Source organism: Pseudomonas sp. UYIF39 (assembly GCF_029963765.1).
In the GTDB taxonomy this organism is placed as follows: Bacteria; Pseudomonadota; Gammaproteobacteria; order Pseudomonadales; family Pseudomonadaceae; genus Aquipseudomonas.
In genome coordinates this window covers 217,474-241,488 of the sequence record NZ_JALBYU010000004.1, presented here as the reverse complement: position 1 = coordinate 241,488, position 24,015 = coordinate 217,474, and the positions used below count along the sequence as shown (strand labels likewise).

The 24,015-nt window shown below is 57.6% G+C and carries 21 protein-coding genes and 3 tRNA genes; 22 read left to right on the top strand and 2 right to left on the bottom strand.

Annotation, left to right across the window (positions count from 1 at the left end):
• Positions 1-23 precede the first annotated feature (23 nt).
• Positions 24-428, top strand: coding sequence for an MFS transporter (locus tag MO767_RS07705; RefSeq protein WP_282480032.1), 405 nt, complete (start codon positions 24-26; stop codon positions 426-428).
• Between the two features lie 9 nt (positions 429-437).
• Here MO767_RS07705 and MO767_RS07700 read toward each other — a convergent pair whose 3' ends face one another.
• Positions 438-746, bottom strand: a complete 309-nt coding sequence (locus tag MO767_RS07700; RefSeq protein ID WP_008005472.1) for a YhbY family RNA-binding protein — start codon at positions 744-746, stop codon at positions 438-440.
• Positions 747-851: 105 nt separating this feature from the next.
• Between MO767_RS07700 and rlmE the strand changes: the two genes are divergently transcribed.
• The 17 genes from rlmE (at position 852) to MO767_RS07615 (ending at position 16,808) form a co-directional block, all read left to right on the top strand.
• On the top strand, positions 852-1,481 hold the full coding sequence (rlmE, locus tag MO767_RS07695; protein WP_129438608.1) for a 23S rRNA (uridine(2552)-2'-O)-methyltransferase RlmE: 630 nt from the start codon (positions 852-854) through the stop codon (positions 1,479-1,481).
• Positions 1,482-1,683: 202 nt separating this feature from the next.
• The gene (gene ftsH / locus MO767_RS07690; protein ID WP_033053619.1) at positions 1,684-3,594 is read left to right on the top strand and encodes an ATP-dependent zinc metalloprotease FtsH; all 1,911 of its coding nucleotides are present in this window, start codon (positions 1,684-1,686) and stop codon (positions 3,592-3,594) included.
• Positions 3,595-3,602: 8 nt separating this feature from the next.
• The gene (gene folP / locus MO767_RS07685; RefSeq protein WP_282480031.1) at positions 3,603-4,454 is read left to right on the top strand and encodes a dihydropteroate synthase; all 852 of its coding nucleotides are present in this window, start codon (positions 3,603-3,605) and stop codon (positions 4,452-4,454) included.
• Between the two features lie 16 nt (positions 4,455-4,470).
• The gene (gene glmM, locus MO767_RS07680) at positions 4,471-5,808 is read left to right on the top strand and encodes a phosphoglucosamine mutase (RefSeq protein ID WP_033058120.1); all 1,338 of its coding nucleotides are present in this window, start codon (positions 4,471-4,473) and stop codon (positions 5,806-5,808) included.
• 66 nt (positions 5,809-5,874) lie between these two features.
• Positions 5,875-6,630, top strand: coding sequence for a triose-phosphate isomerase (tpiA, locus tag MO767_RS07675; RefSeq protein ID WP_282480030.1), 756 nt, complete (start codon positions 5,875-5,877; stop codon positions 6,628-6,630).
• A gap of 4 nt (positions 6,631-6,634) precedes the next feature.
• Positions 6,635-7,018 (top strand): preprotein translocase subunit SecG, encoded by a 384-nt coding sequence (gene secG / locus MO767_RS07670; protein ID WP_282480029.1) that lies wholly within the window; start codon positions 6,635-6,637, stop codon positions 7,016-7,018.
• 22 nt (positions 7,019-7,040) lie between these two features.
• A tRNA-Leu gene (locus MO767_RS07665) sits at positions 7,041-7,126 on the top strand.
• A 96-nt stretch (positions 7,127-7,222) separates the two neighbouring features.
• Positions 7,223-7,299, top strand: a tRNA-Met gene (locus MO767_RS07660).
• A gap of 138 nt (positions 7,300-7,437) precedes the next feature.
• On the top strand, positions 7,438-7,896 hold the full coding sequence (gene rimP / locus MO767_RS07655; RefSeq protein ID WP_010463487.1) for a ribosome maturation factor RimP: 459 nt from the start codon (positions 7,438-7,440) through the stop codon (positions 7,894-7,896).
• A 47-nt stretch (positions 7,897-7,943) separates the two neighbouring features.
• On the top strand, positions 7,944-9,425 hold the full coding sequence (nusA, locus tag MO767_RS07650) for a transcription termination factor NusA (protein ID WP_008024459.1): 1,482 nt from the start codon (positions 7,944-7,946) through the stop codon (positions 9,423-9,425).
• 27 nt (positions 9,426-9,452) lie between these two features.
• The gene (infB, locus tag MO767_RS07645) at positions 9,453-11,981 is read left to right on the top strand and encodes a translation initiation factor IF-2 (RefSeq protein WP_282480028.1); all 2,529 of its coding nucleotides are present in this window, start codon (positions 9,453-9,455) and stop codon (positions 11,979-11,981) included.
• 159 nt (positions 11,982-12,140) lie between these two features.
• A complete protein-coding gene (rbfA, locus tag MO767_RS07640; RefSeq protein WP_008149016.1) occupies positions 12,141-12,542 on the top strand; it encodes a 30S ribosome-binding factor RbfA in 402 nt (133 codons plus the stop codon).
• 3 nt (positions 12,543-12,545) lie between these two features.
• On the top strand, positions 12,546-13,463 hold the full coding sequence (gene truB, locus MO767_RS07635) for a tRNA pseudouridine(55) synthase TruB (protein WP_008149014.1): 918 nt from the start codon (positions 12,546-12,548) through the stop codon (positions 13,461-13,463).
• Between the two features lie 117 nt (positions 13,464-13,580).
• Positions 13,581-13,850 carry a 30S ribosomal protein S15 gene (gene rpsO / locus MO767_RS07630; protein WP_003176135.1) on the top strand — a complete coding sequence of 90 codons (270 nt, stop codon included), beginning with the start codon at positions 13,581-13,583 and terminating at the stop codon, positions 13,848-13,850.
• A 197-nt stretch (positions 13,851-14,047) separates the two neighbouring features.
• Positions 14,048-16,153, top strand: a complete 2,106-nt coding sequence (gene pnp, locus MO767_RS07625) for a polyribonucleotide nucleotidyltransferase (RefSeq protein WP_149630783.1) — start codon at positions 14,048-14,050, stop codon at positions 16,151-16,153.
• Positions 16,154-16,292: 139 nt separating this feature from the next.
• Positions 16,293-16,365, top strand: a tRNA-Thr gene (locus MO767_RS07620).
• Positions 16,366-16,502: 137 nt separating this feature from the next.
• Positions 16,503-16,808 carry a DUF6388 family protein gene (locus MO767_RS07615; RefSeq protein WP_111450461.1) on the top strand — a complete coding sequence of 102 codons (306 nt, stop codon included), beginning with the start codon at positions 16,503-16,505 and terminating at the stop codon, positions 16,806-16,808.
• 50 nt (positions 16,809-16,858) lie between these two features.
• Here the strand turns inward: MO767_RS07615 and nadC are convergent, their stop codons facing one another.
• Entirely contained in the window at positions 16,859-17,707 is an 849-nt protein-coding gene (gene nadC / locus MO767_RS07610; RefSeq protein WP_282480027.1) for a carboxylating nicotinate-nucleotide diphosphorylase, read from the bottom strand.
• 283 nt (positions 17,708-17,990) lie between these two features.
• Between nadC and MO767_RS07605 the strand changes: the two genes are divergently transcribed.
• The 4 genes from MO767_RS07605 (at position 17,991) to MO767_RS07590 (ending at position 23,976) form a co-directional block, all read left to right on the top strand.
• Positions 17,991-20,201: a DUF1631 domain-containing protein gene (locus MO767_RS07605; protein ID WP_282480026.1), complete on the top strand. Its 2,211-nt coding sequence runs from the start codon at positions 17,991-17,993 to the stop codon at positions 20,199-20,201.
• Positions 20,202-20,265: 64 nt separating this feature from the next.
• Positions 20,266-20,826: a 1,6-anhydro-N-acetylmuramyl-L-alanine amidase AmpD gene (ampD, locus tag MO767_RS07600; protein ID WP_282480025.1), complete on the top strand. Its 561-nt coding sequence runs from the start codon at positions 20,266-20,268 to the stop codon at positions 20,824-20,826.
• Positions 20,823-21,659: a regulatory signaling modulator protein AmpE gene (gene ampE, locus MO767_RS07595; protein ID WP_282480024.1), complete on the top strand. Its 837-nt coding sequence runs from the start codon at positions 20,823-20,825 to the stop codon at positions 21,657-21,659. Before ampD ends, ampE begins: the two co-directional genes overlap by 4 nt.
• Before the next feature lie 286 nt (positions 21,660-21,945).
• On the top strand, positions 21,946-23,976 hold the full coding sequence (locus MO767_RS07590) for a methyl-accepting chemotaxis protein (protein WP_282480023.1): 2,031 nt from the start codon (positions 21,946-21,948) through the stop codon (positions 23,974-23,976).
• Positions 23,977-24,015 lie beyond the last annotated feature (39 nt).

Sequence of the window (24,015 nt, the reverse complement as noted above, 5' to 3'; positions counted from 1 at the left end):
GGCGCCCGCTACGTGCGGGCGCCATGCTTTGGCAGCTGACTCAGATGTTGTGGGTCGGCGGCCTGTGGCTGTTGCACATTGGTCTGCTGCCGGTGCTGGGCAGGATTGGCCTGGCACCGCTGCTGATCGACGAAATCGCAGGCATGCTTGATGCGCTGATGGTGGGATTCGCCGCAGCGTGTGTGATTTTTCAGGCTTTGGTGCTGGTTCAGGCCGAGGGCCTTGCCAGTCTATGGCGCGATATTCGCGGGCAACTGCTGATGATGGCGCTGTTCGCGTGTGCGATGTATGCCGCGGTGCGTATCGGTTGGCCGGATGCCGTGCGTTGGCAGGTGTTCAGCTATCTTGTTCTGGGCTTTTCCGGGCTGATGCTGGTGTTGCAGCCGGTGCCTGGATGGAGTGGCAGGGTGCGCGAAGCACACCCTTGACCCTTGTCATCACTTGAAGCGATGGACGTTCGACAGCTGCTTGTTGACGCTGAAGTTCTTGCGGTAAATCAGTGCCATCTTGCCGATGACCTGAACCAGGTCCGCTTTGCCGACCTTGCACAGTTCTGCAATGTTCGCCAGGCGCGACTCGCGATCGAGGATGTTGAGCTTGATTTTAATCAGCTCGTGATCCGCCAAAGCGCGTTCAAGTTCGGCTAACACACCTTCAGTCAAACCGTTGTCAGCCACAGTCAAAACTGGTTTCAGATGGTGGCCAATGGATTTGTACTGTTTCTTCTGCTCTTGAGTGAGCGGCATAATCTGACCCCTGCGTCTGATCTTGTAAAAAGCGGCGGCCAGTTTACCCGAGCGAGTCCGGGACCGCCCAGTTAATCACGACCCGTTTTATTTTCGAGGTGGCCCGTGGCCCGTTCCAAGACAAGCCTTAAATGGCTGCAAAGACATGTCAATGATCCCTATGTGAAGCAGGCGCAGAAGGATGGTTACCGCTCGCGTGCGAGTTACAAGCTTCTGGAGGTCCAGGAGAAATACAAACTGATCCGTCCAGGTATGAGTGTTGTCGACCTGGGAGCGGCGCCCGGCGGCTGGTCGCAGGTCACTAGTCGGCTGATCGGTGGTCAGGGGCGCCTGATCGCCTCGGACATCCTGGAAATGGACAGCATTCCGGACGTGACTTTCATCCAGGGTGACTTCACCCAGGACGAAGTGCTCGCTCAGATCCTTGAAGCCGTGGGTAATTCGCAGGTGGACCTTGTGATTTCCGATATGGCCCCCAATATGAGTGGTACGCCTGAGGTGGACATGCCAAAAGCCATGTTTCTATGTGAGCTGGCTCTTGATCTGGCGGCTCGGATACTCAAGCCGGGTGGTAATTTCGTGATCAAGGTGTTTCAGGGTGAAGGGTTTGATGCTTACGTGAAGGACGTTCGTCAGAAATTCGACAAGGTCCAGATGATCAAGCCGGACTCTTCCCGTGGCAGTTCCCGCGAGCAATACATGCTGGCTTGGGGCTACCGCGGCCGTAGTGAGTAAATCGAGGTTTTTTTGCGGGTCGATAGGATTTTCGTATTTCGCCCCGTGAGCATTAGCGAATATTGTGTAGAAAGTGTTTCACAAAGGGTTACAGACGGCGCCTGCCAGAGCCGTAGGTAATGTAGTAAGTTAGGCCGGTGAATATCATGCGAAGCGCGCGCCATTAGCGGAGCTTGCTTCAGAGGGTAGTTAATTGAACGATATGGCAAAGAATCTGATCCTGTGGTTGATCATCGCGGCTGTCCTTGTGACAGTTATGAACAACTTCTCCAGCCCTAACGAGCCGCAGACCCTCAACTATTCCGACTTCATCCAGCAGGTCAAGGATGGAAAGGTCGAGCGCGTAGCGGTTGACGGCTACGTGATTACCGGCAAACGCAACGATGGCGACAGCTTCAAGACCATTCGTCCTGCAATCCAGGACAACGGTCTGATCGGCGACCTCGTGGATAACCACGTTGTGGTCGAAGGCAAGCAGCCTGAGCAGCAAAGCATCTGGACTCAACTCCTGGTTGCAAGCTTCCCGATCCTGGTGATCATCGCCGTATTCATGTTCTTCATGCGGCAGATGCAGGGTGGTGCCGGAGGCAAGGGCGGGCCGATGAGCTTCGGCAAGAGCAAGGCGCGCCTGCTCTCCGAAGATCAGGTGAAAACCACCTTGGGTGACGTTGCCGGTTGCGACGAAGCCAAGGAAGAAGTCGGTGAGCTGGTCGAGTTCCTGCGTGATCCGGGCAAGTTTCAGCGTCTGGGCGGTCGCATTCCTCGCGGTGTGCTGATGGTGGGTCCTCCAGGGACCGGTAAAACGTTGCTCGCCAAAGCGATTGCAGGCGAAGCAAAAGTACCGTTCTTCACTATTTCTGGTTCCGATTTTGTCGAAATGTTTGTGGGTGTCGGTGCCAGTCGTGTTCGTGACATGTTCGAGCAGGCCAAGAAGCACGCACCATGCATCATCTTCATCGATGAGATCGACGCCGTCGGTCGTCACCGTGGCGCCGGGATGGGTGGCGGTCACGATGAGCGCGAGCAGACTCTCAACCAGTTGCTGGTAGAGATGGACGGCTTCGAAATGAACGACGGCATTATCGTCATCGCGGCAACCAACCGTCCGGACGTACTGGACCCTGCGTTGCTGCGTCCGGGCCGTTTCGACCGTCAGGTTGTCGTCGGTCTGCCGGATATCCGTGGTCGCGAGCAGATTCTCAAGGTTCACATGCGAAAAGTGCCAATGGGTGACGATGTCGCTCCGGCCGTGATCGCTCGTGGTACCCCTGGTTTCTCCGGTGCTGACCTGGCTAACCTGGTGAACGAAGCGTCCTTGTTCGCGGCCCGTGCCGGCAAGCGCATCGTCGAAATGAAAGAGTTCGAATTGGCAAAAGACAAGATCATGATGGGCGCTGAGCGCAAATCCATGGTCATGTCCGAAAAAGAGAAGCAGAACACCGCTTACCACGAGGCAGGTCACGCTATTGTTGGGCGCGTCGTGCCTGAACATGACCCAGTCTACAAGGTGTCGATCATCCCGCGCGGTCGTGCGCTGGGTGTGACCATGTTTCTGCCGGAAGAAGATCGCTACAGCCTGTCCAAGCGTGCATTGATCAGTCAGATCTGCTCGTTGTACGGCGGTCGTATTGCTGAAGAAATGACCTTGGGCTTCGACGGCGTCACCACCGGTGCGTCAAACGACATCATGCGTGCCAGCCAGATTGCGCGGAACATGGTAACCAAGTGGGGCTTGTCGGAAAAACTCGGCCCGCTGATGTACGCAGAAGAAGAGGGTGAAGTGTTCCTCGGTCGCGGCGGTGGCGGTCAGGGTGCAAGCTTCTCCGGTGAAACAGCCAAGTTGATCGACTCCGAAGTGCGCAGCATCATTGATCAGTGCTACGGCACGGCCAAGCAGATCCTCACCGATAACCGTGACAAGCTCGACGCCATGGCTGATGCCTTGATGAAGTACGAAACGATCGACGCTGATCAGATCGACGACATCATGGCGGGTCGTACGCCTCGTGAACCTCGCGACTGGTCAGGTGGCACCGGTACCTCCGGAACTCCTCCGGTGGCGCAGGATCCGCGTCCGGAAACACCGATCGGCGGTCCGGCTGCTGACGTTTAAGGTTTGAAATGACTTCTGTTCAGTCCTCGACCCGGTTGCCTTGCGGCAATCGGGTTCTTGATTTGGCCCTGACACACGTCATGGGTATTCTCAATGTCACTCCCGATTCCTTCTCTGATGGCGGCCAATATAGCCAGCTCGATGCGGCCTTGCGCCACGCTGAGGCCATGGTGGCGGCCGGCGCGACGTTGATTGATGTCGGTGGTGAATCGACCCGGCCAGGTGCCAGGGTGGTTTCACCGTTGGAAGAGCTTGAGCGCGTAGCTCCAGTCGTCGAGCGAATACACCGCGAGCTGGATGTAATTATCTCGGTCGACACGTCCACGCCAGCTGTCATGCGCGAAGCCGCACGAATTGGCGCGGGGTTGATCAATGACGTGCGCTCGCTGCGGCGCGATGGCGCTCTGGATGCGGCCGCGGCCACTGGCCTGCCGGTTTGTCTGATGCATATGCTCGGTGAGCCGGGCGACATGCAGGACAATCCGCAGTATCAGGACGTCACGAAAGAGGTGGGCGAGTTTCTCGCCGAGCGCATGGCTCAGTGTGCGTCGGTAGGAATTACAGCGGACCGGATCATCCTTGATCCGGGCTTTGGCTTCGCAAAAACCTTGCAGCACAATCTAAGCTTGTTCAAGCATATGGAGGCCCTGCATGCCTTGGGGCGGCCCCTGTTGGTCGGGGTTTCGCGAAAGAGCATGATAGGTCAGGCATTGAATCGTCCGGTTGGAGAGCGTCTGTATGGTGGTCTAGCGCTCGCAGCGCTGGCTTCGGTCAAGGGGGCGCGTATATTGCGCGTCCATGATGTGGCCGAAACCGTCGATGTGGTGCGAATGATCGCCGCAGTGGAATCAGCCGAATAAGAATGATGGAGCACTTATGACTAAGAAATACTTTGGCACCGACGGCATTCGTGGTCGGGTCGGCGAATATCCGATTACTCCTGACTTCATGCTCAAGCTCGGCTGGGCTGCTGGTATGGCGTTCCGCAAAATGGGCGCCTGCAAGGTGTTGGTGGGCAAGGACACTCGGATCTCCGGCTATATGTTCGAATCTGCGCTCGAGGCCGGACTTACTTCGGCAGGTGCCGATGTCATGCTCCTGGGCCCGATGCCGACACCTGCCATCGCCTACCTGACTCGTACCTTCCAAGCCGAAGCGGGCATCGTGATCAGTGCCTCGCACAACCCTCACGATGACAATGGCATCAAGTTTTTCTCCGGGAAGGGCACCAAGCTTCCTGATGAAGTCGAGCATATGATCGAAGAGTTGCTCGACACCCCGATGACCGTGGTTGAGTCGAGCAAGATCGGCAAGGTATCGCGCATCAACGATGCTTCAGGCCGCTATATCGAATTCTGCAAAAGCAGCGTCCCGACTGGTACCAGCTTCGCAGGCCTCAAGATCGTGATCGACTGCGCCCACGGCGCGACCTATAAGGTGGCGCCTAGTGTATTCCGTGAGCTGGGGGCCGATGTCGTTGTACTTTCTGCTCATCCTAACGGCCTGAACATCAATGAAAATTGCGGTTCGACCCATATGGGGCCGCTGCAAGCTGCTGTATTGGCCGAGCATGCTGATTTGGGTATCGCCTTTGATGGTGATGGTGATCGCGTTCAGATGGTTGATCATACCGGTACTGTTGTCGACGGTGATGAGTTGCTGTTTATCATTGCTCGCGACCTGCATGAGCACGGCAAGTTGCAGGGCGGTGTGGTCGGTACGCTGATGAGTAACCTGGGGTTGGAATTGGCCCTGGCGGATCTGGCAATTCCTTTTGTGCGGGCCAATGTTGGCGACCGTTACGTAATCTCCGAGTTGCTGGAGCGCGATTGGCTGGTGGGTGGTGAAAATTCGGGCCACATTGTCTGCTTCAACCACACCACCACCGGTGACGCGATCATTGCCGCATTGCAGGTATTGATGGCGTTGAAGACCCGCTCCGAGGGGCTGGCGCAATCGCGTCAGGCGCTGCGCAAGTGCCCTCAGGTGCTGATCAATGTACGATTCGGCGGTGGTGCGAGCCCTCTTGATCATCCGTCCGTCAAGGAGGCAAGTGAGCGCGTTACCAAGGCTATGGCTGGTCGTGGGCGCGTGCTGTTGCGCAAGTCCGGGACGGAGCCGCTGGTGCGGGTCATGGTCGAAGGCGAGGACGAAACACAGGTTCGCGGCTACGCCGAAGAGCTGGCAAAACTGGTTACTGAAGTTTCTGCCTGATTTCGGCTTGCCAGTCATGATTGTGTTGGGTAACATCTGCGCCCACTTTGACCGACGAGGTACAGCATGCGTCGCCCTATGGTAGCTGGTAACTGGAAGATGCACGGTACCCGCGCCAGCGTCGCTGAGCTGATCAATGGCCTTCGTCATCTGGCCTTGCCGAGCGGTGTTGATGTCGCGGTATTCCCGCCTTGCTTGTATATCAATCAAGTGATTGATGGCTTGGAAGGAAAGTCGATTTCGGTCGGCGCGCAGAATTCTGCGGTGGAATCCATGCAAGGTGCATTGACCGGTGAGATTGCGCCGAGTCAGTTGGTGGATGCAGGTTGTTCCCTGGTGCTTGTCGGGCACTCCGAGCGCCGCCAGATAATGGGCGAGCAGGACGGAATGCTGATTCGCAAGTTCGCAGCGGCACAGGCATGTGGCTTGATTCCGGTGCTGTGCATAGGGGAGACCCTTGAAGAGCGCGAAGCTGGAAAAACTCTAGAAGTTGTCGGGCGTCAGCTAGGCAGTATCATAGAGGAGTTGGGTGTCGGTGCTTTTGCAAAAGCAGTAATTGCTTACGAGCCGGTCTGGGCCATTGGTACCGGACTGACTGCTTCGCCGCAACAGGCGCAGGATGTGCATGCAGCCATTCGCGCTCAGTTGGCGGCAGAGAATTCTGAGGTTGCACAAGGTGTGCGGCTTCTATACGGCGGCAGCGTGAAGGCGGCCAATGCGGTCGAACTGTTCGGCATGCCGGATATCGATGGGGGGCTCATTGGTGGGGCTTCCCTGAATGCAGATGAGTTCGGTGCGATTTGTCGCGCCGCGGGAAACTGAAAAAATGCTGGAAACAGTCGTAGTCGTTTTTCATCTGCTGGGTGCATTGGGCGTAGTTGCTCTGGTATTGCTGCAGCAGGGTAAAGGTGCGGATGCTGGCGCGTCTTTCGGAGCAGGTGCTTCAAATACTGTGTTCGGAAGCCAAGGTTCCTCTACCTTTCTTAGTAAGTTTACTGCTATACTTGCCGCCGGTTTCTTCATAACCAGCTTAGGGTTAGGTTACTTTGCTAAAGAGAAAGCTCACCAGCTGACTCAAGCAGGTTTGCCAAGCCCGGCAGTGTTGGAAGTTCCAAAGCAACAACCGGCTTCTGATGATGTCCCGGTGCTTCAAGAGCAAAAGTCGGCTACTCCAGCGACTGACGTACCTCCAGCTCAAGAGCAAAAGTAAGAAGGGTTTCAAGCGTAGTATTGCCGAGGTGGTGGAATTGGTAGACACGCAACCTTGAGGTGGTTGTGCCCATAGGGTGTAGGGGTTCGAGTCCCCTTCTCGGTACCAATTATCAGGAGAGCCCGCTGTTGCGGGCTTTCTTGTAGGTGGAAGGTTACATTGACCCTGTCAGGGATCGGTCGTATACTTCCGCCCCAGCTTTGTCGCGGGGTGGAGCAGTCTGGTAGCTCGTCGGGCTCATAACCCGAAGGTCGTCGGTTCAAATCCGGCCCCCGCAACCAGTTTAAGGAGCCCCTTTTAAGGGGCTTTTTGTTAGCTGGACACTTTCAACGCCGCTGTTCGACGGCGTTTCAAGGATGGGCGTTTCGCCCATTTTTTTATTTTGCACAGCATGCACATACATGCACGAGGGGGTTCAGGTGTCGAGCAAGCTAGAAGAGTTGCAGGCCTTGCTGGCCCCGGTGGTCGTGGCCCTAGGCTATGAATGCTGGGGTATTGAGTTTTCGGCTCAAGGTCGCCACTCAATGTTGCGCGTTTATATCGATAAAGAGGGCGGCGTGCTGGTGGACGATTGTGCCATTGTCAGCCGTCAGATCAGCGGTGTTCTGGATGTTGAAGATCCAATCGCCGTTGAATACACCCTTGAAGTTTCCTCGCCTGGCATGGAACGCCCGCTGTTCACTATTGAGCAGTTTGCAAAATTTGCCGGTGAACAAGTGAAGATCAAGCTGCGCTCGCCTTTTGAAGGCCGACGCAACTTTCAGGGCCTTCTGCGCGGTGTAGAAGAGCAGGACGTCGTGGTGCAGGTAGAAGACCATGAGTTCCTGTTGCCGATCGATATGATCGACAAGGCCAACATTATTCCCAGTTTTGACTGAGACGCGGATCCCGCGGATCCAATGGCTTGCGAAAGGCGAGGCGTACGATGAGCAAAGAAGTACTGCTGGTTGTTGAGTCGGTATCCAATGAAAAGGGCGTACCGGCAAACGTAATTTTTGAAGCGCTGGAGCTGGCTCTGGCCACTGCTACCAAAAAACGTTTCGAGGACGAAGTCGATCTGCGTGTGGAAATCAATCGCCACACCGGTGCATACGAGACATTCCGTCGCTGGACTGTCGTCGAAGAAGCAGACCTGGATGATCCGGCCATCGAAACCTGGCCGAGCAAGGTTGCAGAAACGCATCCTGGTGCGCAGGTTGGCGATGTAGTCGAAGAAAAGATCGAATCCATCGAGTTCGGCCGCATCGCTGCACAGACTGCCAAGCAAGTCATCGTGCAGAAAGTTCGCGAAGCCGAGCGTGCTCAAGTTGTTGATGCCTATCGCGAGCGCCTGGGGGAAATCATCTCCGGCACCGTGAAGAAAGTGACCCGCGACAACGTGATCGTCGACCTGGGCAACAACGCTGAAGCGTTGCTGGCTCGCGAAGACATCATTTCTCGCGAAACCTTCCGGGTTGGCGTGCGTCTGCGTGCGCTGCTCAAGGAAATCCGCACCGAGAATCGCGGCCCGCAGCTGATCCTGTCGCGTACTGCGCCGGAAATGCTGATCGAGTTGTTCCGCATCGAAGTGCCGGAAATCGCTGAAGGCCTGATCGAAGTAATGGCAGCATCCCGTGACCCGGGTTCGCGCGCCAAGATCGCGGTCCGCTCCAAGGACAAACGCATCGACCCGCAAGGCGCTTGCATCGGTATGCGCGGTTCGCGCGTCCAGGCAGTGTCGGGCGAATTGGGCGGTGAGCGCGTGGACATCGTCCTGTGGGACGACAACCCTGCTCAGTTTGTGATCAATGCAATGTCGCCGGCTGAAGTGGCGGCAATTATCGTTGACGAAGATGCCCATGCAATGGACATCGCCGTTGGCGCAGACAATCTGGCTCAGGCCATTGGTCGGGGTGGTCAGAACGTGCGTCTGGCTAGCCAGTTGACTGGCTGGACCCTGAACGTGATGACCGAATCGGACATCCAGGCTAAGCAGCAAGCAGAAACCGGCGACATCCTGCGCAACTTCATCGACGAGCTGGAAGTCGACGAAGACCTGGCACAGGTGCTGGTAGATGAAGGCTTTACCAGCCTGGAAGAGATTGCCTACGTACCGTTGGAAGAAATGCTCAACATCGACGGCTTTGACGAAGAAACCGTCAACGAGCTTCGCGCTCGCGCCAAGGATCGTTTGTTGACCAAAGCCATCGCTACTGAGGAAAAGCTGGCAGACGCCCATCCGGCCGAAGACCTGCTCTCGCTTGAGGGTATGGACAAGGATTTGGCGATGGAACTGGCGGTGCGCGGCGTAATTACCCGCGAAGACCTGGCCGAGCAGTCTATTGACGACCTGCTCGACATCGACGGCATTGACGATGATCGTGCCGGCAAGTTGATCATGGCCGCCCGAGCCCACTGGTTCGAGTAATTAGGCGCGGCCTGAGGAGAGAAGTGCATGACGCAAGTCACGGTGAAACAACTGGCCGATGAGGTCAAAACACCGGTAGAGCGCCTGTTGCAGCAGATGCGTGAGGCAGGTCTGCCGCACACCGCCGCCGAAGAACATGTGACTGACAGTGAGAAGCAATCTTTGCTGACTCACTTGAAAAGCAGCCACAAGGCGAAAGTGGAAGAACCACGCAAGATCACACTGCAGCGTAAAACCACCAGCACCCTGCGTGTTGCTGGCAGCAAAAGCATCAGTGTTGAAGTGCGTAAAAAGAAAGTTTTCGTACAGCGCAGCCCGGAAGAAATCGAAGCCGAGCGCAAACGCGAACTGGAAGAACGTCGCGCAGTAGAAAATGCTGCACGTCAGAAGGCTGAAGAAGAAGCCAAGCGTCGCACCGAAGAAGAGGCGCGTCGCCAGCCTGCTGCTGCGCAATCCGCTACTAACGACGCCGTTGCAGCACCTGCTGCAGTTGCCGAGCCAGTACGTGAAAGCGCGCCGGTTGTGGCTGCTGCCCCAGCGCCGTCTGCCGATGTTCGCAACAAGCAGAACGAACAGCGCCGTCCGGACAAACCACGTGCCGACGATAACAGTCGTCGTGGCAGTGGCGATGGTGAGCGCAAAAACGCTCCGCATCGTGCTTCGGTCAAAGAGAAAGCGCCTGCTCCACGCGTTGCTCCACGTACTACCGACGAAGAAAGCGATGGCTTCCGTCGTGGTGGTCGCGGCAAGGCCAAGCTGAAAAAACGCAACGCCCACGGTTTCCAGAGCCCAACCGGCCCTGTCGTGCGTGATGTGCAGATCGGCGAGACCATCACTGTTGGCGATCTCGCCAATCAGATGTCGGTCAAGGCTGCTGAAATCATCAAGTTCATGTTCAAACTGGGTACTCCAGCGACCATCAACCAGGTGCTTGATCAGGAAACTGCTCAACTGGTAGCCGAAGAACTGGGCCACAAAGTGACCCTGGTCAGCGACACCGCCCTGGAAGACTCCCTGGCAGAGTCCCTGAAGTTTGAAGGTGAGACGTTCTCCCGTGCGCCAGTCGTGACCGTAATGGGCCACGTTGACCACGGTAAGACCTCGCTGCTCGACTATATCCGTCGTGCCAAGGTAGCTGCTGGCGAAGCCGGCGGTATCACCCAGCACATCGGTGCGTACCACGTTGAAACTGATCGCGGCATGGTCACTTTCCTCGATACCCCGGGTCACGCCGCGTTTACCGCAATGCGTGCCCGTGGTGCCAAGGCCACTGACATCGTGATCCTGGTCGTTGCAGCGGACGACGGCGTAATGCCGCAGACCATTGAAGCGGTCCAGCACGCCAAGGCTGCCGGTGTTCCACTGGTTGTTGCAGTGAACAAAATCGACAAGCCGGGCGCTGATCTCGATCGCATCCGTAGCGAACTGTCGGTTCACGGCGTGACTTCGGAAGAGTGGGGCGGCGACACCCCGTTCGTATCGGTTTCGGCGAAAGTCGGTACTGGCGTGGACGAGCTGCTTGAAGCTGTTCTGCTGCAAGCTGAAGTTCTGGAACTGAAAGCGACTCCTTCGGCTCCTGGCCGTGGCGTCGTGGTTGAATCGCGTCTCGACAAAGGTCGTGGCCCGGTTGCAACCGTTCTGGTTCAAGACGGTACCCTGCGCCAAGGCGACATGGTGCTGGTCGGTTCGAACTATGGCCGTGTACGTGCCATGCTCGACGAGAACGGCAAGCCAATCAAGGAAGCCGGTCCTTCCATCCCTGTCGAGATCCTCGGCCTGGACGGTACCCCGGACGCTGGCGACGAGATGAGCGTGCTGTCGGACGAGAAGAAAGCCCGTGAAGTGGCTCTGTTCCGTCAAGGCAAGTTCCGCGAAGTCAAACTGGCCCGTGCTCACGCTGGCAAGCTTGAAAACATCTTCGAGAACATGGGTCAGGCAGAGAAGAAGACGCTCAACATCGTCCTCAAATCCGACGTCCGTGGTTCGCTGGAAGCGTTGAACGGTGCCTTGAACGGCCTGGGTAACGACGAAGTGCAAGTGCGTGTTGTCGGTGGCGGTGTCGGTGGTATCACCGAATCCGACGCCAACCTGGCACTGGCCTCCAACGCTGTACTGTTTGGCTTCAACGTGCGTGCCGATGCTGGCGCTCGCAAGATCGTCGAGCAGGAAGGTCTGGATATGCGTTACTACAACGTGATCTACGACATCATCGAAGACGTCAAGAAAGCCCTCACCGGTATGCTGGGCAGCGATGTTCGCGAGAACATCCTGGGTACCGCTGAAGTGCGTGACGTGTTCCGTTCGCCGAAGTTTGGCGCGATCGCCGGTTGCATGGTTATCGAAGGTGTTGTTCACCGTAACCGTCCGATCCGTGTACTGCGTGAAGATATCGTTATCTTCGAAGGCGAGCTGGAATCCCTGCGCCGCTTCAAGGATGACGCTTCCGAAGTACGTGCCGGCATGGAATGCGGTATTGGCGTCAAGAGCTATAACGACGTCAAAGCTGGCGACAAGATCGAAGTCTACGAGAAGGTTCAGGTTGCTCGCAGCCTCTAACTCGCGCACTTCAAGGGCCGCGATGAGCCGCCGCATGCAGATGCGCGGCGCAGCGTCAGGACTCTAAACGCAACGCCCGGTCTGGCTTTTGTCAGGCCGGGCGTTTGCCGCTTTCAGACCCTTCGGGTTTCACCGTGGGGCAGTAACAGGTAACAAGACATGGCAAAAGAATACAGCCGTACCCAACGTATCGGCGATCAGATGCAGCGTGAGCTGGCACAGCTGATCCGTCGTGAAGTCAAAGACCCGCGCGTCGGCCTGGTCACCATTACCGCTGTTGAAGTCAGCCGTGACGTCGGTCACGCCAAGATCTTCATCACCGTGATGGGTCAGGACAACGCCGAAGACATCGCGCAAAGCATCAAGGTGCTCAACTCCGCCGCCGGTTTCCTGCGCATGCAGTTGGCTCGCGAAATGAAGTTGCGCAGCGTTCCGCAGTTGCACTTCCACTATGACGAAAGCGTCGTGCGTGGTGCTCATCTGTCGGCATTGATCGAACGAGCGGTAGCTGAAGACAATCAGCATCCGGTTGCGGCAGAAGCCGAAGACACCAAGGAGTAATCGGTGGCTCAGGTCAAACGTATCCGTCGTAACGTCAGCGGCATCATCCTGCTCGACAAGCCACTGGGGTTCACCTCCAATGCGGCGTTGCAGAAGGTTCGCTGGTTGCTGAACGCCGAGAAGGCCGGGCACACCGGCAGTCTCGATCCGCTGGCCACCGGCGTGTTGCCGTTGTGCTTCGGTGAGGCCACCAAGTTTTCGCAATACCTGCTCGATTCCGACAAGGGTTACGAAACCCTGGCGCAACTGGGCAAGACCACCACCACGGCCGATGCCGAAGGTGATGTGTTGCTGGAGCGCCCGGTGACCGTTGGTCGCGCCGATGTCGAAGCGGTACTGCCGAAATTTCGTGGGCAAATCAGTCAGATACCGCCCATGTACTCGGCGCTCAAACGTGATGGCCAGCCGTTGTACAAGCTGGCTCGAGCAGGTGAAGTAGTGGAGCGCGAACCGCGTTCTGTTACTATTACGCGCTTGGAATTACTGGCCTTTGAAGGTGATACTGCGCGGCTTGCAGTGGATTGCACCAAAGGTACCTATATCCGCACCCTGGTGGAGGATATCGGTGAGCAACTCGGTTGTGGCGCATACGTTGCTGAACTGCGACGTACCCAGGCCGGGCCTTTCACGCTGGCCCAGACAGTCACGCTGGAAGAGTTGGAAGCGGTACATGCCGAAGGCGGCAACGAAGCGGTCGACCGCTTTTTGATGCCCTCGGACAGCGGCCTGCTGGATTGGCCATTGTTGCAGTTCTCGGAGCACAGCTCGTTCTACTGGCTTAACGGCCAACCGGTACGAGCCCCGGATGCACCGAAGTTCGGCATGGTACGGGTACAGGATCACAATGGTCGCTTCATCGGTATCGGTGAAGTGAGCGAAGACGGGCGCATCGCGCCACGTCGACTGATTCGGTCAGAATGACCGAACGAGGGTGGCTGTTAACAGGCACGGTCACTACTCATTTTTAGATACAGGGATTTGTCCCTGGCCTGTTGAAGCTGTTTCTTTGAAACAGTTTCCTGATAAAAGGATTGCCTCATGGCTCTCGACGTTCAAGAAAAAGCTCAAATCGTAGCTGACTACCAGCAAGCTGTTGGTGACACTGGTTCGCCAGAAGTGCAAGTTGCACTGCTGACCCACAACATCAACAAGCTGCAAGGTCACTTCAAGGCCAACGGTAAAGATCACCACTCCCGTCGTGGTCTGATCCGCATGGTAAACCAGCGTCGTAAGCTGCTGGACTACCTGAAAGGCAAGGATCTGGGTCGTTACCAGGCTCTGATCGGTCGCCTGGGTCTGCGTCGCTAATAAGCGATTGCGCTAGAGGTTGGTTGTCTGTCGTACGTCAGTGGGTTTCCCGCTGGCGCATGGCAGGCTCCCAGCCTCAAGTTTTATCTGGATACCTGCTTTACCTGGACAATGACAGTCGGGCCGATTCCCGGCGTTGCCCAAGAATTTCGCAAGAAGACAAGTTCCCCAAGAGCCACAAAAGAAGGTAGGACACCGTGAACCCGGTAATCAAAAAATTCCAGTTCGGTCAGTCGACCGTTACCCTCGAGACTGGCCGTATCGCCCGTCAGGCCTCCGGCGCAGTATTGGTCACCGTTGACGACGACGTCAGCGTATTGGTGACTGTGGTCGGCGCCAAGCAAGCCGATCCAGGCAAGGGCTTCTTCCCTCTGTCCGTTCACTACCAGGAAAAGACTTACGCTGCCGGTAAGATCCCTGGCGGCTTCTTCAAGCGCGAAGGCCGTCCTTCCGAGAAAGAAACCCTGACTTCCCGACTGATCGACCGTCCGATCCGTCCGCTGTTCCCAGAAGGCTTCATGAACGAAGTGCAGGTTGTCTGCACCGTCGTTTCCACCAGCAAAAAGACCGATCCGGACATCGCTGCGATGATCGGTACCTCGGCTGCCCTGGCCATCTCCGGTATTCCTTTCGATGGCCCGATCGGCTGTGCACGCGTTGCGTTCCACGAAAGCACCGGCTACCTGCTGAACCCGACTTACGAACAACAGAAAGCTTCGAGCCTGGACATGGTCGTTGCCGGTACTTCGGAAGCCGTGTTGATGGTTGAATCGGAAGCCAAAGAGCTGACCGAAGACCAGATGCTGGGCGCGGTACTGTTTGCTCACGACGAGTTCCAGGTGGTGATCAACGCCGTTAAAGAACTGGCCGCTGAAGCTGCCAAGCCAACCTGGGCCTGGGCTCCTCAGCCAGAAGCTACCGCTCTGCTGGGCGCTATCCGCTCCGAGTTCGGCGCTGCGATCTCCGACGCCTACACCATCACCATCAAGGCCGACCGTTACGCTCGCCTGGGTGAGCTGAAGGATCAGGTTGTTGCCAAACTGTCCGGTGAAGAAGGCCAGCCTTCGTCCAGCGAAGTCAAAGCAGCTTTCGGCGAAATCGAATACCGCACCGTTCGCGAAAACATCGTTAACGGCAAGCCACGGATCGACGGTCGCGACACCAAGACCGTACGTCCTCTGAACATCGAAGTCGGTGTTCTGCCAAAGACCCACGGTTCGGCACTGTTCACCCGTGGCGAAACCCAGGCTCTGGTTGTTGCAACACTGGGCACCGCCCGTGACGCACAACTGCTGGACACCCTGGAAGGCGAGAAAAAAGACCCGTTCATGCTGCACTACAACTTCCCTCCGTTCTCGGTAGGTGAGTGTGGTCGCATGGGTGGTGCTGGTCGTCGCGAAATCGGTCACGGCCGTCTGGCCCGTCGTTCGATTGCAGCCATGCTGCCTGCTGCCGACGTATTCCCGTACACCATCCGTGTTGTGTCGGAAATCACCGAATCCAACGGTTCGAGCTCCATGGCTTCGGTCTGCGGCGCTTCCCTGGCCCTGATGGACGCTGGCGTTCCGATGAAGGCTCCGGTTGCCGGTATCGCCATGGGTCTGGTTAAAGAAGGCGAGAAGTTCGCCATCCTGACCGACATCCTGGGTGACGAAGACCACCTGGGCGACATGGACTTCAAAGTAGCTGGTACCGCCAAAGGTGTTACCGCGCTGCAGATGGACATCAAGATCAAAGGCATCACCGAAGAAATCATGGAAATCGCTCTGGGCCAAGCCCTGGAAGCGCGCCTGAACATTCTCGGTCAGATGAACCAGATCATTGGCCAGTCGCGTACCGAACTGTCGGAAAACGCTCCGACCATGATCGCGATGAAAATCGACACCGACAAAATCCGTGATGTCATCGGTAAAGGCGGCGCGACCATTCGTGCGATCTGTGAAGAGACGAAGGCTTCGATCGACATCGAAGACGACGGCTCGATCAAGATCTTCGGCGAAACCAAGGAAGCGGCTGAAGCAGCACGTCAGCGCGTTCTGGGTATCACCGCTGAAGCTGAAATCGGCAAGATCTACGTCGGTAAGGTTGAGCGCATCGTCGACTTCGGCGCATTCGTCAACATCCTGCCGGGCAAGGACGGTCTGGTTCACATCTCGATGCTGAGCGACGCTCGCGTAGAGAAAGTGACCGACATCCTGAAAGAAGGCCAGGAAGTGGAAGTACTGGTACTGGACGTGGACAACCGCGGCCGTATCAAGCTGTCCATCAAAGACGTAGCAGCTGCCAAGGCTTCGGGCGTTTAATCACTCCCCGCGCCTGACCGCTTCAACGTTATAAAAAATGCCCCGCAGTGAAAGCTGCGGGGTATTTTTTTGCCTGCGAAAAAATGAGACGAGTCATGAAGTTGCCTGCCCCCAAAGTCAGTGCTAGGTTTAGCCCACTGCCCGTGTAGCTCAGTTGGTAGAGCAGCGCACTCGTAACGCGAAGGTCGCAGGTTCGATTCCTGTCTCGGGCACGAGCGACACGTTGTTTTCAGATGATCCCGAATGGTTCTGAAGGCCAGATAAACCGGGCTTCAAGCGGTTTTTTTGCGTCAGAGAGATCCTTGATGATCCAGATCCATCTTCCATTCCCCAGATCTAAGAGAACGCCATGACCGTTAAAGAATTGACCCAAGAAGCCAGACACGCAGAAGCGCTGAAGAAGTACTTGCTGGATTCGCCCCAGCTAGCCGAAGAGATCAAGGACCTGCCCGCCGACGATCAGAAAGACCAGATCCAGTGGGCATTCGAGGATGAGGCAGAGTCTCAGGGCTTGCAGCCGTGGGAACTGACGCTCAAGTACACCTCAACCCCTGAAGAGTTCGAGGCTGCGCGCCTTGTTCTGCACAAGGAGGCTGCCGAGGTGTTGGGCGTCGAGTGGGAAGAGTACTGCGAGATGAATAATCTGGTGGTCTGATAAAAACGCCAGCCTCACGAGGCTGGCGTTTTTCATTCACACAGGCGTTATCAAAGGCTCAGGCGCATCGACAGATCGACAGCCTTCACATCCTTGGTCATCGCACCAATCGAGATGTAATCCACCCCGGTCTCGGCGATCGGCAGCAGCGTGCTTTCGTTGATACCGCCGCTGGCTTCCAGTTTCGCCTTGCCGCCGTTCAGGCGCACAGCTTCGCGCATGTCATCCAGACTCAACTCATCGAGCATGATGATGTCAGCACCGGCCGCCAGGGCTTCCTTGAGCTCATCCAGGCTTTCCACTTCGATCTCCACCGGTTTGCCCGGGGCAATCTTGTGCGCGGCTTTGATGGCCTCCGGGATGCCACCGCAGGCGGCAATATGGTTTTCCTTGATCAGGAAGGCGTCGTACAGGCCGATGCGATGGTTATGGCACCCGCCGCACGTCACGGCGTACTTCTGCGCCAGACGCAGCCCCGGCAAGGTTTTACGGGTGTCGAGCAACCTCACTTGAGTCTCGGCAACGTAATCCGCCAGATACTGCGCGCGCGTAGCCACGCCAGAAAGCAACTGCAGGAAGTTCAGTGCACTGCGTTCGCCCGTCAGTAGCGAGCGCGCCGGGCCTTCGAGGTGGAACAGCACCTGATTGGGTTTCACCCGCTCGCCATCGCGCACCTCCCAGTGCACCGCAACACGTGGGTCCAGTTGCCGAAACACTGCATCAACCCAGGATGTGCCGCAGATGACGGCAGCGTCGCGGGTAATGATGGTGGCTTTGGCCAGGCGTTCGGCGGGGATCAACTGTGCGGTGATGTCGCCGCTGCCGATGTCTTCGAGCAACGCACGGCGCACGTTGGCTTCGATTTCGGCGGTCAAATCGGCGAGACGTAGATTCGGCATAACGGACTCCACAAACAAAGTGGCCCGATTATAGGGCCATGGCGCTGGGCAACCCAAGGCGTCGGACGCGTTCCCATCGCTCTGAAACCTGCATTTGGTCGATTCGCCTGAGTAATCGGCACTAAGTCAGCGTCTGCCATAAGCGTCTATTTCAATGGGAAACGCAGAGTCTGCTGGTAGAGGGGGCATCTTTTGCAAGATAATCCGCCTTGCTTTTGACGTCATGGCTTTGACGTGGATTTGGATTGACGACTTCGAAGACTCACCGTTTCAGGAGGCTTGAATGCACAACGACGGGAATGTAGTGCCTTTGCACAAGGTTGCTACCGACCAGGCGACTCACTCGCCGCTCGCCCGCCTGCCTGTGATTCTGCTTCAGGTTCGCGACAAGGCCGCTCAACAGCTCAGGCATGGTTTGCAGGAACTGTTCGATAACGCCGACGACACGCTGTTCGAAATGGCCGACCGGGCCCGCATTGACGTCGAACAGAACCTCTTCTTCGAAGCCATGCGCGACTTGCGCCTCAAGCGCAAAAACATCGAACGAGGCTTTCTCGAACAATTCTTCGCGGCTTTTGTCAGTCTCACCCAGTACGACATCACTCAGTCTGCCTTGCCCATGGCGTTGGTCTTCGACGATTCGGTGGCGCTGCCCGATGACGACATGGAACGTAGCGTGGCGGTGGAGGCGATGGTCAGAAAAGTGCTGAACCGCGACGGATTCGCCCTGGACCAACTGACCGCCCGACTCAGCGCACTGCTGGGCAGGGAACTCCTCGATCAGCGCAATCCCATGGGGCCGGCGATGCTCTGCGAGTACTTTTTGCAGGCCGGGCGCAACCTGGGGGTGGAGATCAAGGTCAAGCTGATCATCCTCAAACTGTTCGAGCGCTATGTGCTCAGGGATGCCAATCAGCTCTACGCTGAAGCCAATCAGTTGCTGATCGCCACCGGTGTGCTGCCTGACCTTAAGCCCGACCCTGCGCGTCGGGTCACGGATCGTGCGACTGGCGGCGTTGGTACTGAACTCGCCCAGGCGAACACTCGCGTCGGTGGCCCGCCGATCGACGACAGCGTGCAGGAAGTCTTCGCGGCGTTGCAGGAGTTGCTGTTTCACGTGCGTGGCAGTGTTGCGCCAACCCTGGAAGCCAGTGCCCAGACACAGCCGATTTCCACCCGTGACCTAATGCGACTGCTCTCGCACTTGCAGCAATACGTGCCGGCGCCGGCAGCCCAGGACGACTTCGATCTTCGAAACCAGCTCGAACAACTGCTGACCCGGGTCAGCGTCAAAAGTGGCAAGTCACGCGTGGTCGGGGTGGCCGACGAAGACGTCATCAACCTGATCGCCATGCTTTTCGAAAGCATCCTCGATGACCGCAACCTGCCGGATTCGCTCAAGGCGTTGATCGCCCGTTTGCAGATCCCGATGCTGAAAGTGGCGGTGCTCGACAAGAGCTTCTTCAGCCGCAGCAGTCACCCGGCCCGACGCCTGCTCAATGAAATTGCCACCGCAGCCATGGGCTGGGGCGAGTGCGATGACCATGAGCGCGACAGTCTGTATCTGCGCATCGAGCAAGTCGTGCAACGGTTGTTGAATGATTTTGTCGATGATCCGGCGGTGTTTTCCGAAATGCTGGCGGATTTTCTCGCTTTCACGAGCGATGAGCGCCGTCGCAGTGAGCTGCTGGAGCAACGTACCCGTGACGCCGAAGAAGGCCGCGCCAGGACTGAACTGGCCCGTCAGCGCGTCGAACAGGTGCTGAATCAGGCCTTGTTGGGCAAAGTATTGCCGCTGCGGGTGGTGGTGTTTGTCCAGGAAGCGTGGAGCCAGGTGCTGCTGCTGACCTGTCTCAAGCACGGCGATCAGTCGGCCGAGTGGCACGCCGATGTGCAGTCCATGGAGCAATTGATCTGGAGCGTGCAACGTCATGATGAGCCTGATGCGAGCCTGCGCTTGTTGGGTCTGGTGCCTGGGTTGCTCAAGTCGCTGCGTGACGGGCTGAGCGGTTCGGCATTCGATCCGTTTGCCACCAGCGAATTTTTCAGTGAGCTGGAAACCTTGCACGTTCAGCTATTCGAACGTCCAGGGCAAAAGCTTGAACAGTCTGTCGATACACCGGTATTGGTCCAAGTGCTACAGGAAATCGTCCTGCGAACCGCGGACGAAGGGCCGGCCGAAACGGCGTCAGTTCGTTTACCGGAGGACGATGCCGGTTTGCTTCAGGTCGATCAACTGCGGTTGGGGTGCTGGGTCGAGTTTCAGGAAGACGAGGACAACACCCTTCGCTGCAAGCTGGCGGCGATCATTGAAGCCACCGGCAAGTACATTTTCGTCAATCGCACTGGGATGAAAGTGCTGGAGCGCAGCCGCACCGGTCTGGCGCTGGAATTCCGTCGTGGCGCGGTGCGCGCGCTGGACGACACCTTGCTGTTCGACCGGGCGCTGGAGTCGGTGATCGGCAATCTGCGTCGCCTCAATCGCGGCAAGTGATCGCGCCCCGAGGGTCTATCGCGGCATACTGAGCGCCTACACAGTCGTTGTTGAAGGAACCTGTATGCAGTTGGACCTCGCGAGCGGTTGGTGTCAGGGCATAGATATTTGCCCCTCGCCCAACTTCAATGCGCGCCCCTCGGACGAAATTTCCCTGCTGGTGATCCACAACATCAGTTTGCCGCCTGCGCAATTCGCCACCGGCAAGGTGCAGGAATTTTTCCAGAATCGTCTGGATGTCACGGAACATCCCTACTTTGAAGGGATCGCCGACCTGCGTGTGTCTGCGCACTTTCTGATCGAACGGGACGGCAGCGTCACTCAGTTTGTCTCTTGTCTTGAACGTGCCTGGCATGCTGGCGTCTCGAGTTTCGAAGGGCGTGAAACCTGTAACGATTTTTCCGTGGGCATCGAACTTGAAGGCACGGATGATCTGCCGTTCACCGACGCTCAGTATCAAGCGTTGACGACCCTGACCCGGCAGCTGCAAAGCGCGTTCACGGCCATCACCGCACAGCGCATCTGCGGGCATAGCGACATCGCACCCGGGCGTAAAACCGATCCTGGGCCTGCGTTCGACTGGGCACGCTATCGTGCGGCCCTGGCAAAAGAGGAACAACAATGAGTTTTCTGGTGTTGCTGTTGGCGGTCTGGATCGAGAAGTTCTCGGCCCTGCGTCATCGGGTTCAGCGCGATGGTGGATGGGTTCGCGAGCTGAACAAGCTTGAGGTCAGTCCGCGTCTGGCGAAAAGTCCGTGGCTGATCTTGCTCATACTGGTGTTGTTGCCAGCGGCACTGCTGGGTTTTCTGTTACTGGTACTGGACCCGGTGGCTTACGGTCTGCTGGCGTTGCCGGTGCACCTGCTGGTGGTGATTTACAGTCTGGGCCGCGGTGATTTGTTGGCCGGTCTCGGACCGTTTCGCGATGCCTGGCGCCGGGAAGACCTGCAAGCCGCCGCTCATGTAGCGGACCGCGATGTGGGTATCTGCGCCGATAGCGGCGAACAACTGCTGGAACGAGTCGAAGGGCATTTGCTGTGGGAGGCTTATCAGAGCTTTTTCGCGGTGATTTTCTGGTACTTCCTGCTGGGGCCGGTCGCGGCCCTGAGCTATCGACTGCTGGCCCTGGCCGAAGAACACGGGCAGAACCCGGCCGTAGTCGAGCGCGCGACAAAACTGCGTCATGCGTTCGACTGGGTGCCGGTGCGTTTGCTGGCGGCAAGTTTTGCGTTGGTGGGCAACTTTGTCGCGGTCAGCCGGGTGATGCTGCACGAGCTGCTGAACTGGAACATCAGCGCCGCCCAATTGATCGAGAAGGTCGGGCTGGTGGCGGGTGAAATCCCGGCACCGGTGGTCGGGCCTGACGGCATCAACAGCCTCGACCGGATCTGGGAACTGCTGCTGCGCGCGGCGGTGCTCTGGTACGCCGGTTTTGCGTTGTGGACCGTCCTGCCTTGAGTGCACCAAATCTGTAGCAGCTGGCGCAGCCTGCGTTCGGCTGCGCAGCAGTCGTAAATCCTGATTACGCAGTGAGCCTGACAAACCGCGGTGACTGAGTTGACGACTGCTACGCAGCCGAACGCAGGCTGCGCCAGCTGCTACCGGTCCGCGTGCATCCCCCCGTTAACCTTAAGTTACAAAACCTCCCTCCGATTTGAGCTATACAGAGCTGGCGCCGAATAGTGGCTATCTGCTGTCGACCCGCGCCTGCCAATAAAAATAAGAAATCAAAGGGAGACTTCCAGTGAAGAGCTTGCTCTATCCCGCCGTCGCGCTGATGAATCGCCTGAGCTTTGGCATGAAGTTCAGCCTGATCAGCGTGCTGTTCCTTGTGCCGATGCTGGTGACCAACTTCTATCTGGTGCGTGATTCTTATCGAGAATTCCAGGGCACCCGGGTCGAGCTGCAGAGCCTCGACCTGCTGGGCAGCAGCCTGATGTTACGGCGCGATCTGGAAACCCTGAACAACCTGGTGCAGATCAACGTCACCCTTGGTCAGTCCGGCAAGGCCGGCAATGTCGAGTCGCAGATCAGTACCCTGGGGCAAAGTGTGCTGACCCGTTTGCAAGGGCTGACGGCGATGACCGCAGACCCCGAGCAAATCATCGTTTTCGATGGCAAGCGCGATGAAATGATCGCCGCGTTCAAGGCCCAGCAAGCGGAAAACTCCCTGCAAAGCAAAAGCGCGATGATCGGCAAGTTACTCGGCAACGCGCAAATTTTCAGCCAGATCATCGCCAGTCAGGCCGGCCTCAGCCGCGATACCCAGAGCGACATGCGCCAGCTGAGCGAACTCATTACCAATGTCACCCCGCCCGTGAGCCAGCTTCTGGGCGAAGGCCGGGCGATGGGCTCTTTTTCGCTGGGGCAGGGCTTTCTCAACTCGGCATCGAGTACCCGTTTTGATGAGTTGCTGGCGCAGATCGAAAAACTGCACGCCGAATATGCCCTGAAGTTGCAGGACGCGCTGGGTTCCAGCAAAGCAGCACGGGAAACCCTGGCGGCTCAGGCCGATAGCAGCAAGGCATCATTGAAAAAGGCCAGTGAGCTGTTCGAAGAGCAGGTAGTGATGGCCGACACGCTGGATGCGCCGTGGCAGGGCTTTTACGATCAGGTCACGGGCCTGATGGACCAGACCTACCAACTCAACGAAGCCACCCTGAAGTTTCTCGGCGCCCAGTTGCAACAGCGACTGGAACAGAACCGCACCCACATGGTCTTGCAGGCCGTAGCGCTGTCGGCGGTGTTTGTGCTGATTTTTTACCTTTACGGCGGCTTCTACGCCTCGACCCGCACCACCCTAAAGCGTCTAGGCGCGGTGATGGACAAGGTCGCGGCCGGCGACATGACGGTGACCTTCCGTGCCAACAGTCGCGATGAACTGGGCGAGTTGGGCGAGGTATTCAACGGCACCGTGAAGAAAATTCATGACCTGATCGAGCGGGTCGGCCAGACCGTCAGTGAGGTCGAGCGCCAGGCCGGACAGGTGGAGAACGTTTCCGCCCAGAGCAACCAGGCGGTGGCGGGGCAGCGCACGCAGATCGAGCAGGTAGCCACGGCCATGAACCAGATGTCCGCCACCTCCCTTGAGGTGGCACGCAGTGCTGCGGCAGCGGTCAGCAGCGCTCATAGCGTCAACGATGAGACCATCAGCGGTCGCGGGCTGGTGGAGTCCCAGCAGGGCAGCATCGCTGCACTGGCCAGTGAGATCGACCAGTCGGTGCTGGTGATCAATCAATTGGCCAGCGATAGCCAGTCAATCAGTCGCGTGCTGGAGGTGATCAAGAGCATCGCCGAACAGACCAACCTTCTGGCCCTCAACGCCGCCATCGAAGCCGCTCGGGCCGGTGAACAGGGGCGTGGTTTTGCAGTGGTGGCCGATGAGGTCAGAACCTTGGCTAAGCGCACTCAGCAATCGACCGAGGAAATCGAGCAGATGATCGCCAAGCTGCACAGCGGTGTCGGCGCTGCGGTGAAGGCGATGGGTATCAGTCATCAGATGGCCAACGGCACGGTAGGGCAGTCGGAAAAGGTTCAGCAAGCGCTGGAAAACATCCTCGGTGCCGTCGGCATGATCGTCGATCAGAACCAGCAAATCGCCGCCGCGGTAGAGCAGCAGACCGCCGTGGCCCATGACATCGATCAGAACATCGTAGAGATCAACCGCGCGGGCGAACGCACCGCCGACGGTGCGCACCAGACCGAGGACGCCAGTCGTGCGTTGTCGGCTCAGGTGGTGGAGTTGAAGCAACTGATCAGCGCGTTCCGGGTGTGATGACTCAAGCGGCCAATGGCGGTTTCAGGACCGCCGCAG